11 protein-coding genes (1 of these 11 running past the window's edge) are annotated in these 9,659 nt (G+C 60.9%); 6 read left to right on the top strand and 5 right to left on the bottom strand.

Annotated features, from left to right (window positions below; genetic code table 11):
* Positions 1-1,305, bottom strand: the 5' portion of a protein-coding gene (locus tag RHSP_RS29865; protein WP_004127863.1) for an ATP-binding protein. 48 nt of this gene lie to the left of the window's left edge; only the first 1,305 of its 1,353 coding nucleotides appear in the window; the start codon lies at positions 1,303-1,305; the stop codon falls past the left edge of the window.
* A gap of 3 nt (positions 1,306-1,308) precedes the next feature.
* Positions 1,309-2,028, bottom strand: coding sequence for a response regulator (locus tag RHSP_RS29860; RefSeq protein WP_037155306.1), 720 nt, complete (start codon positions 2,026-2,028; stop codon positions 1,309-1,311).
* 338 nt (positions 2,029-2,366) lie between these two features.
* Here RHSP_RS29860 and RHSP_RS29855 point away from each other — a divergent pair, with 338 nt between their 5' ends.
* From RHSP_RS29855 to RHSP_RS29830, 6 genes are all read left to right on the top strand, one after another.
* Entirely contained in the window at positions 2,367-3,203 is an 837-nt protein-coding gene (locus RHSP_RS29855; RefSeq protein ID WP_037155303.1) for a pseudouridine synthase, read from the top strand.
* Positions 3,190-3,873: a phosphoribosyltransferase gene (locus RHSP_RS29850; RefSeq protein ID WP_004127857.1), complete on the top strand. Its 684-nt coding sequence runs from the start codon at positions 3,190-3,192 to the stop codon at positions 3,871-3,873. The genes RHSP_RS29855 and RHSP_RS29850 overlap by 14 nt, the downstream gene beginning before the upstream one ends.
* 143 nt (positions 3,874-4,016) lie before the next feature.
* On the top strand, positions 4,017-4,961 hold the full coding sequence (locus tag RHSP_RS29845; RefSeq protein ID WP_037155522.1) for a phosphoribosylaminoimidazolesuccinocarboxamide synthase: 945 nt from the start codon (positions 4,017-4,019) through the stop codon (positions 4,959-4,961).
* Positions 4,962-5,301: 340 nt separating this feature from the next.
* Positions 5,302-6,768 carry an efflux transporter outer membrane subunit gene (locus RHSP_RS29840; RefSeq protein WP_004127845.1) on the top strand — a complete coding sequence of 489 codons (1,467 nt, stop codon included), beginning with the start codon at positions 5,302-5,304 and terminating at the stop codon, positions 6,766-6,768.
* Between the two features lie 38 nt (positions 6,769-6,806).
* Complete coding sequence (locus tag RHSP_RS29835; RefSeq protein WP_037155300.1) at positions 6,807-7,013, top strand: hypothetical protein; 207 nt, start codon at positions 6,807-6,809, stop codon at positions 7,011-7,013.
* A gap of 478 nt (positions 7,014-7,491) precedes the next feature.
* On the top strand, positions 7,492-8,328 hold the full coding sequence (locus tag RHSP_RS29830) for an SH3 domain-containing protein (protein WP_037155297.1): 837 nt from the start codon (positions 7,492-7,494) through the stop codon (positions 8,326-8,328).
* Positions 8,329-8,666: 338 nt separating this feature from the next.
* Here RHSP_RS29830 and RHSP_RS29825 read toward each other — a convergent pair whose 3' ends face one another.
* The 3 genes from RHSP_RS29825 to RHSP_RS29820 all read right to left on the bottom strand — a co-directional run bounded on the left by RHSP_RS29825 (position 8,667) and on the right by RHSP_RS29820 (position 9,551).
* Positions 8,667-8,909 carry a DUF982 domain-containing protein gene (locus RHSP_RS29825; RefSeq protein WP_004127841.1) on the bottom strand — a complete coding sequence of 81 codons (243 nt, stop codon included), beginning with the start codon at positions 8,907-8,909 and terminating at the stop codon, positions 8,667-8,669.
* A gap of 243 nt (positions 8,910-9,152) precedes the next feature.
* Positions 9,153-9,284, bottom strand: a complete 132-nt coding sequence (locus RHSP_RS35925) for a hypothetical protein (RefSeq protein WP_276307856.1) — start codon at positions 9,282-9,284, stop codon at positions 9,153-9,155.
* A 78-nt stretch (positions 9,285-9,362) separates the two neighbouring features.
* Positions 9,363-9,551, bottom strand: a complete 189-nt coding sequence (locus RHSP_RS29820) for a hypothetical protein (RefSeq protein ID WP_037155293.1) — start codon at positions 9,549-9,551, stop codon at positions 9,363-9,365.
* Between the last annotated feature and the right edge of the window lie 108 nt (positions 9,552-9,659).

The raw sequence follows: 9,659 nt of genomic DNA, 5'->3' as shown, positions 1-9,659 counted from the left end.
GTTGAGCCCGCCGCCGTCGCGATCCTCCAGACAAAGCGCGCCACCATGCGCATCGAGAATCTGCCGGACGATCGCCAGCCCCAGTCCGCTGCCGCCAAGATCGCGGTTGCGGGACTCTTCCAATCGGACGAAGGGTTCCAGCACTTCCTTGCGCCGCTCGGTCGGAATGCCCGGCCCGCGATCGCCGATGGTGATGACGCCCTGATCGCCACGCTGCTCGACGCTGATATCGGCACGGCCGCCATAGCGCAGCGCATTGTCCACGAGATTGTCCAGCACCCGCATCAGGGCGGTCTCGGACATGGCGACAGCCAGAGGCTGCCCCGGGAGCGAGAAAGCGATAAGACCGGAGCCATCCAGACGCTCGGCAACGTGCGAGCAGATGGCGGCATCGAGATCGACGATGTTCCTGCCATCCGACCCGACCGTGCTGCGGGCAAATCCCAGCGCATCCTCGACGAGGCGCTGCATGGCCTCGACATCGGCGATGGCGCGGTCGCGATGGGGCGTATCCGGCATCATTTCCATGCGCAGGCGAAAGCGCGTGAGATAGGTGCGCAGATCGTGCGAGATCGCTCCGAGGATCAGGGTGCGGTTGTTGACCAGGGCGGCGATGCGCAGCTGCATCGCATTGATGGCCTTGATCAGCATGCGGAGTTCACACGCGCCTCGTTCGGGGATCGGGACCGGCTGCAGGCCGTTGCCGATGGAATTGACGGTGCGGGACAGGCGTGTCAGCGGCCGGGTTTCCCGCGCCACGGCAACGATGGCGATAACGGCGACCAGCATGCCGAGGACGCCGGCAATGAGGCCGACAGGAACGCCGTGCAGCCGGACCGTCGGCGTATCGGTGAGATTGAAGACGGCGACCTTGCCACCGGCAACGCCGATCGACACTTCCACGATCCTGTCCGGCGCGCCGACGGAGAACCAGCCTTGCTGCCTTGGCGACAGCGAGCGTATGTTGAAATAGCGATTGCCGAAAGCGATGCTGGCGAATTCGCGCGCCAGCTTGTCGGTCAGCGTCATATCAGAGGCATCCCCGCTCTGATCCGGCACAGGGACATCGATCAGGCGAAGCGCCAGGCCATTGGCATTCAGGGCGCGGACCGCCTTCGGCTGCGCCTCCGGCGAAATGGCATCCAGCAGGCGGATTGCCGACTTGACCTGCATTGCCGGCGAAATCTCGGGATTGAGCGGCGTATCCGGCTTCAATTGAGCCGCGGCGAATGCCGCAAGCTGGATGACGAACAGTGCCACGGCGACGATCATGATGATGCGGGCGACGAGACCGAGTTTCAGCATGACTCAGATATCCTTCACGTCGGTGGTGAGGAGATAGCCGGCATTGCGCACGGTGGTGATGATATGGGCGCCATCGGGCAGGCAGTGCCCGAGCTTGGTGCGAAGGCGCGAGACCGTGACGTCGATGGTGCGGTCGAAGGGATCGGCGCCGCGCCCGCGCGTCCAGTCGAGCAATTGATCGCGCGACAGGACACGGCGCGGCCTTTCAAGAAAGCAGACCAGCAGATCGAATTCCGCGGTCGTCAGATGCACGACGCGCTCGCCTTCCATCTCGATCACCCGCCCGTCGAGATCGACGGTCAGGCCGGCAAAACGCTTGCGCCGGGCGGGAACGGCCCCCTCCTCCGGACGCTCCGGGCCGGAACGGCGCAGGATGGCGCGAACACGCGCCAGAAGCTCGCGCGGATTGAAGGGTTTGCCGAGATAATCGTCGGCGCCCATCTCCAGGCCGAGAATGCGATCGATATCCTCGGTCTTCGCCGTCAGCATGAGGATCGGCACCTGGCTGCGGGTGCGGATGCGGCGGCAGGCCGAAAGGCCATCCTCGCCCGGCAGCATCAGATCGAGAATGATGAGATCGGGAAAGCCCTTGGCAAGGATGCGGTCCATCGCGGCAGCGCTGTCGGCGGCCTGCACGGCAAAGCCCTCGCGGCTCAGGAACTCCTCCAGGAGCGCTCTAATCTCGCGGTCGTCCTCGACCAGAAGAAGCGATGCGGAAACCATAACCCTCCATGCGGGGCGGAAGGCGGTTTTGGCAACAGGGAAACCGCCGACGTTACAAACTGTAACAAATCTCGGCCGTTTTGAAAAACTCCAGCAAAGGAAGCGGTGCAGTTTTCCGGGCAACATCATCCCTCCGGAGCGAATGACGGCAGCCGCTTGCCGTCTACCCGACCCCATCGCCCGCTCCGGCCCAAGGCAGGGCTTGCATCCACGAAATGCGAGCCCTGCCGCCCCATTTCCAAACATCCGATTTGCCTCGTGGCGATCCTCGTGCGAAAGGATTGCTCTTCAGGGACATCGCGCCCAAACACTCCAGCGACGAGCACGAGGCAAGACCGTTGAGCCAACGGCATTCACCGCAGCGGTCCGGCAGGACGGCGAAAGGCAGACAGGAGCCCGACGGCAAGCGCGTAACCTTGCCGCGGGCGCTTTCCAAACTCGGCTATTGCTCCCGCACCCAGGCGGAAACGCTGATTGCGGCCGGCCGCGTGACCGTGGACGGCCGCAAGGTGACGGATCCGTCGACCTGGGTCGATCTGGAGCATGGGCAGTTTGCCGTCGACGGCGTTGCGATATCGGCCGAAGAAAAACTCTATTTCATGCTCAACAAGCCGCGCGGGCTGGTGACCACCCGCGACGACCCCGACGGGCGTCCGACGGTTTATGATTGCCTCAAGGATATCGATGCGCGGCACCTCGCCCCTGTCGGGCGGCTCGACAAGGCGAGCGAGGGCCTGCTGCTTTTCACCAACGATACCGTATTGGCGCAGACCCTGCTCGATCCCGTCAGCCATGTCGGCAAGGTCTATCATGTCCAGGTCGACCGCATCATGGACGAAGAGCAGCTCGCGCGCATGGAACGCGGCATCATCGACGACGGCGAGCTTCTGACCGCGAGCTCCGCGCGCCTCCTGCGCAGCGGAGATCGCAACAGCTGGATCGAAGTGGAGCTCAAGGAAGGCCGCAACCGGCAGATCCGGCGGATGCTGGAAGCGCTCGGCATCGAATGCCTGCGGCTGGTGCGTGTGGCTTTCGGCGAGATCGAGCTCGGCGATCTGCCGAAGGGCGCCGTCCGCGCCTTGACCGAGGGTGAAATCCGGCGGCTCCGCCAACGCGCCGACCTGAAGACGAACGGACACAACGGAGCGAAGACAAAACGCGATGCAGCCTCATGATTTCTGGCAGGAACTCCATCCGCCGCAAAGCTTTTCGGCTGAGCAAGAGTGCGGCGATTTCTATGTGGCCGAACTGCCGGATGGGCGTCAGCTGCAGCTGCCGATCCGCGTTCTGGCCGATGGCGAGCACGCGCTGGCATCGCTAATCGTCAACCAGGCCAGTTTTGCGGTGCAGGAAGCACTGGCCGAAGCGCTGGCGGCGCGGATTGCCGACTACGATATCGACGTCGTTGCCGGATTGCCGACACTTGGCCTGACACTGGCAAGTGCGGTCGCGCGGGCTCTCGGCCATGCGCGTTACGTGCCGCTCGGCACCTCGCGCAAATTCTGGTATCGCGACGAGCTTTCCGTTTCACTTTCGTCGATCACCACACCGAACCAGGAGAAGCGCCTCTATATCGATCCGCGCATGCTGCCGCTGCTTAAGGGCAAGCGCGTGGCGCTGATCGACGACGTCATTTCCAGTGGAGCCTCGATCGTTTCCGGTCTCGCGCTCGTCGCCTCATGCGGTATCGAGCCGGTGGTGATCGGCGCAGCCATGCTGCAATCCGAGCGCTGGCGGGAGCGCGTCGATGCCGGCGGCAAGCAATGGAGCGAGCGGATCGTCGGCGTCTTCTCCACGCCGATCCTCGAGCGGAGCGAAAACGGCGCTTGGCGGCGGCCGGGCTGATCGCTTTTCGCTGCTATCCATAGGATAAGAACCGGCTCATATATTATAATCTGTGAAAATCATTCCGATTCCCGCCGCAATGCGCTAAGGGTCCGCTCAAGAAGCATCCGTCGGGCGGATGCACGAGCCTGTTGGTGGACGCGTTGCGAATTCTCTCCGAAGCCCATTTCCCGGAACTGCCCAATTACTATCGCGGCAAGGTGCGCGAAAATTACGACCTGCCGGATGGCAGCCGCATCATTATCAGTACCGACCGGCTCAGCGCCTTTGACCGCATTCTCACCTGCATTCCCTATAAGGGACAGGTTCTGACGCAGACGGCGCGCTACTGGTTCGAGCAGACGCGCGATATCTGCCCGAACCACGTCATCGACTATCCGGACCCGAACGTCGTCATCGGCAAGCGGCTGAATATTCTGCCGGTCGAAGTCGTCGTACGCGGCTATCTCGCAGGCACCACGGGCACCTCGATCCTGACACTCTATAAGAAGGGTGAGCGCGACATGTACGGCATCACCCTGCCTGACGGCATGCGCGACAACCAGATCCTGCCGGAGCCGATCATCACCCCGACGAGCAAGGAATTCGACGGCGGTCATGACGAACCGCTGACGCCGGCCCAGATCGTGGAGAACGGGCTTCTGACGAAGGAGCAATGGCAGACGCTATCGGACTATGCCCTGGCGCTCTTCGCCCGCGGACAGGAGATCGCCCGCAAGCGAGGGCTGATCCTCGTGGATACCAAGTATGAATTCGGCACTGACGAAAACGGCAAGATCATCCTCGCCGACGAGATCCACACGCCCGACAGCAGCCGCTATTGGCTGGCCGACAGCTATCAGGAGCGTTTCGAAAAGGGCGCGCGTCCGGAGAGCTTCGACAAGGATTTCGTAAGGGCCTGGGTTACCGAGCGCTGCGATCCCTACAAGGACGAGATTCCCGAAATCCCGGTCGACCTCGTCGAGCAGACATCGAAGGTTTATATCCGCGCCTTTGAAGCGATTACGGGCATGCCGTTCGTGGCCGATGATCGCGGCGCGACGCCGCGCGACAGGGTTCGCACAAGCCTGGCTCGCTATTTCCCGTAGGCACGAGCTTACCGAATCAGCACAACGAAAGCCATGGGCAAGGTTGTATTGACCGCTATATCGGGTATTTCCCGCACCCCTGAGTAGGGTGCGGAAGGGTATGCTTTTTGCAACACTTCATATTTTTTTTACTCAGACCCTGCTATTTCGCCCGATCACACATATGTTCGCGTTCGAGTTTTCGTAAAAGCCACTGTGCTATTGCAAAACTCATTGCTAGATTGACGACGACTGCTTCGGGTCATTTGTTCGTACTGCGTAAGACTGGAGCGCCTAAACACATGGGGTCAGTTCGACCCTTTAAAACACTGATCAGTAAATTGAATTGTGGGACAATGTGATGGTTTCCATTCGTACTGCCGCCCCCGCCCTGCTGCTTATTCTGGCAGGTTGCGTCACCGGCCCAGACCATAAGCCACCGGAAATGCCTCTGCCGGCCAAGTTCTCGGAGGGCGGTACGAAAATCAATGGCGATATCGCCGGTTCACAATGGTGGACCGCTTTTGGCGACTCCAGACTGAATGCGTTTGCTTCCCAAGGGCTCTCGCAGAACCTCAACATCCAGCAATCGCTGGAACGTATCAATCAGGCCGAAGCTGCAGTCGTTACGGCAGGTGCCGGCGGCCTTCCGAGCCTGACCGTCAGCGGCGATAACACCACCAGCGGCCAGAAGGGCTCGCTGCGTACCCAGACCGGAACGCGAAACGTCACCGGCGGCAGTGCCTCGGTTTCGTGGCTGCTCGACCTCTGGGGTCAGTATCGCCGCGCGCGCGAAGGCGCAAACGCCTCGCTCGACGCAGCCTACTCCAGCGTCGACGTTGCGCGCCTGACCTATCTGCAGGATCTGGCCAAGAGCTATGTCAACGCCCGCTACTACCAGGCACTTGTGTCGATCGCTCAGGAAAACCTGAAGTCTCGGCGCGACACGCTTTCGCTGACGAAGTTCCAGCTCGAAGCCGGTGCTGCCTCCCGCCTCGACGTCGTTCAGGCCGAAGGCCTCGTCAACTCGACGCTTTCGACCATTCCCGGCTATGAAATCAGCTATCGTCAGGCGGTGCATCACATCGCGACGCTGCTGAACGTGCCTTCTGCCACCGTCATCGCGCAGATGCAGGGCGGCGGCAAGCAGCCGGTATTCCGTGGCAGCGTCCGCAGCGGCGTTCCCGCCGATCTCATCCGCAATCGTCCGGACATCCGCGTGGCAGAGCGCAATCTTGCCGCTGCCACGGCCCAGATCGGCGTGGCGGAAGCAAAGCTCTTCCCGTCGATTTCGCTCAGTGGCGCGATTTCGCCGTCCTATATCCACAATACCGGGTCCGCTAGCGGCAGCCTGACCAGCTGGTCGTTCGGCCCGACGCTGAACCTGCCGATCTTCGACGGCGGTTCGCTGCGTGCGGGTGTCAAGAATGCGGAATCCTCGAGCCGCGAACAGTACATCGTCTGGAAACAGACGGTGACGACTGCCGTCGAGCAGGTTGAAAACGCCCTGTCGGCCGTCAGCCGCGATGCTCAGACGGTTGCCGCCCTGCATGCCCAGGTCAAGTCCTATCAGGAAGCCCTGCAGCTCTCGACCGCCAGCTACAAGGACGGCGCGTCCTCGCTGCTCGACGTTCTCGACGCTCAGCGTAACGTGACCTCTGCCCAGCAGAGCCTGGCACAGGCCGTTCAGCAGAGCGCCCTCGACTACATCTCGCTGAACATTGCCATCGGTGCCGGCTATGTGCCGGCCAGCAAGGCAAACGTGGGTCAAGTCCCGGCCGCGGCTCCGGCCAAGGTCATCAAGGCTTCGGTCAAGAAGGCGAGCTAACGATATCGCGCTGGCCCGCTGGCCGCGCTGCTTGAATTTTGAAAACCGCCGCAGTCATCTGCGGCGGTTTTTCTTTTGCGGGAAAGAGCGCTGAAATTGAAAATGGCGCGTTCCCGCCTTCGCAAGAAACACGCCATCGCCATCAAAACAAAAAGGCCGGAACGATCCGGCCTTTCGTCATCCGCCTTCGCAACAGTGCCAGTACATCCGTGGTCAAAGGGAAAGCGGAACTGCAGCCAGATTGATTGTGAAAGGTTAACGAGAGGTCAACTTTCTTCAACAATCCCAAAGGGCGAAACGGCTCGCTTTCAAGCGCGCCAGCCATCCATGGGCTGCATGACTGGGCCGTATATCGGAGAGCAAGGTGGCGATTTCAAGGCCGTGACGATCTTTTCCTTCCAGACCTCCTCTTGCCCGCCGCGAAAGAGGGGAAACACGAAAGCGACAGTAATCCACCGAATAGCAAGCAGACCTTACTAAAAACGCCATGACTTTCGAACATGTCGCGCGCTGCCGTTCAAGCTGCATTCATGCAGATACTTTTAAAACACAGGCAAAGATTGCAGATGCAGCGCTTTATCCTATCATATTCGGTGCATGCGCAGGTCTTTATATTGCCGGAATTGGCAAGTCATACCGAATGGCGCCCGGGGTAGGCGCACCACATACGGAACGGGCACAGGCGGCGATGTCGCAGCGATGGTGTGCAAAGGGAGAATATTCATGAGGTTCAAGGTTCTCGCCGCGAGCTTGCTGGCCGCATTCATTGCGCTGCCGGCCATCGCGGAAGCAGCGGAAGGCTTCGCCACCGCAAACGTCAACATGCGGTCGGGTCCAAGCACCGCCTATCCGGCGGTAACCATGATCCCCGTCGGCGCACCGCTGCAGATCAACGGCTGCCTTAACGAAACTCCCTGGTGCGACGTCTCGTTCTATGGCGGTCGCGGATGGGTCGCCGGCCGCTATATCCAGGCGACCTACCAGTCGCGCCGCATCTATGTCGACAGGCAATATTACCGGCCACTCGGCATCCCGACCATTGTCTTCAATTTCGACGACTATTGGGGTCGCTACTATCGCGGCCGCGACTTCTACCGCGATCGCGACCGCTGGCGTCGTGGCCCAGGCTGGGTCGACCGCCGTCCGGACAACAATTGGGATCGCAATCCGGGATGGGATCGCGGGTCGGACTGGAATAACGGACCGGACCGCAACTGGGACCGCCGCCCTGACCGCAACCGCGACTGGAACAACGAGCCGGATCGCGACTGGGGCCGTCGCCCCGACCGTAATTGGGACGGGCAGCGTGATCGCAATCGCGACTGGGGCCGCCGCCAGCCTGACAACAACCAGGACTGGGGTAACCGCCCGGATCGCCCGCGCGACAACAATCGCCCGGATAACCAGCCACGCCCGCAGCCGCAGCAACAGCCCCCGGTCGCGCAGCCTCAGCCGCAGCCCAACCCTGGAACGCCCGCGCCCTACAGATACAAGGACTGCCCTGCATCGCAGCCGGATTGCAACCTCTCCACCGTCTCTCCCAGAGGGCCAAGCCGCTGACGGCAACCTTCCACCAGAGCACTTCAAGAAAAGTGCACAGCGGCTTTCCGTGCGGAATGTGTGAGGGAGATCGATAGAATAAAGCGTCTTCGCAGTTCGAAGCGAAACGGAAGCGTTCTGGTTCCTGGAAAACCAAAGGCCGGCGGCTTTTCAAAGCCGCCGGCCTTTGTCATGAGAGACATTCCATTCAAGGAGTGATGGCCTTCCGCAAATGCTGCAGCGGCATGATAATGGGCGCCTCTGCCGGGCGGCACCGTCCCGAACCTATCAGTATCTGCATTGCCTCCGTTGGCCCTCGATAGCCGAGCGGTCAAGCAATCGGTCAGGAGCAATGCACCCTAGTGCATTTTCAGATGCGCTTCCCGCGTTGCCGAAATGAACATTTCCCGAGCTTCCTCGGCGGACTTGCGACCGTCGATCGCTGCACGGCAGACACTTCTTGCCGCTACATACAACGGACCGCGCCGGTCAGGCCAGAGATTGGCCATGCAATTCAGGGCCTCCGACGGACCCGTCACGATCTGGAAACTACCTTGAGCAAAACCGATTTCGATTGGATTGCTCCATTTGATGTGTCGCATGAACACTCCTCCTCACGCGCTACCAAACCGTCTGGATCGTCCTCCAAGACAGCTAGATGACAGTACTATAACCTCGATCAGACCATTCGAAAATACGGAAATTTGCGCGCGTCGCGCGAAGTATCGGCGCATGTGATCGGAATGGTTATGCCAGCACATGAAGCGCGCAAAACCAATTCCAATGATCTTTTTGAGGAAACCGAGCATGAGTGCGGATATCCTTTGAGGTCGCGCGCGAGTGACCTATCTTTCGCGCGCGATCCGCTTTGCCTCGTCCGGTGAGAAGCCAGCGCGGCGGGCAAGCCATTCCAGCCCGAAAATCCGGTCGATCAGGTCGACCAAGTCGACCAGCCATTGTTCAAAACGCTTCCACATCGGCATAGCCTCCACCGCTACAAGCCTTTCGGCTGTGACGGCCCACGATGAACATCGCGCCTGGCCAGCTCATCCGGTTCAGCGGAATTGTGGTGGCCTCTGCGCGTTGGCGAGCAGTTCCTGCTTTGTCGCGAAGTCGCCAAACAGCTTTTTCAGCCTGGCTTCCTCCTCCTTGCCGATCCGGTGGCGCCGAGCGAAATCCTCGACGCTCCAGACCTCCCGCAGCTTGCTCTCGCAGACGTCCTCAACCTTGATCAACGAACTCATGCGCTCGCCCCTCGTTTTTGTTATCGGGTAAATGCCTGGAGCGCGAAAAAGTTCCTTGACCGGCTCAACCAGACATCGCAGAAGCCTATGTCGCAGGCTGATCGGAAA

It is taken from the genome of Rhizobium freirei PRF 81, from assembly GCF_000359745.1.
In the GTDB taxonomy this organism is placed as follows: Bacteria; Pseudomonadota; Alphaproteobacteria; order Rhizobiales; family Rhizobiaceae; genus Rhizobium; species Rhizobium freirei.
This window is presented reverse-complemented; position numbering and strand designations above follow the sequence as displayed.

Coding starts and splice junctions, on each gene's coding strand:
- RHSP_RS29860 (WP_037155306.1), bottom strand. CDS start 2,028: ATGGTTTCCGCATCGCTTCTTCTGGTCGAGGACGACCGCGAGATTAGA.
- RHSP_RS29850 (WP_004127857.1), top strand. CDS start 3,190: ATGCAGCCTCATGATTTCTGGCAGGAACTCCATCCGCCGCAAAGCTTT.
- RHSP_RS29840 (WP_004127845.1), top strand. CDS start 5,302: ATGGTTTCCATTCGTACTGCCGCCCCCGCCCTGCTGCTTATTCTGGCA.
- RHSP_RS29830 (WP_037155297.1), top strand. CDS start 7,492: ATGAGGTTCAAGGTTCTCGCCGCGAGCTTGCTGGCCGCATTCATTGCG.
- RHSP_RS29825 (WP_004127841.1), bottom strand. CDS start 8,909: ATGCGACACATCAAATGGAGCAATCCAATCGAAATCGGTTTTGCTCAA.
- RHSP_RS35925 (WP_276307856.1), bottom strand. CDS start 9,284: ATGTGGAAGCGTTTTGAACAATGGCTGGTCGACTTGGTCGACCTGATC.
- RHSP_RS29820 (WP_037155293.1), bottom strand. CDS start 9,551: ATGAGTTCGTTGATCAAGGTTGAGGACGTCTGCGAGAGCAAGCTGCGG.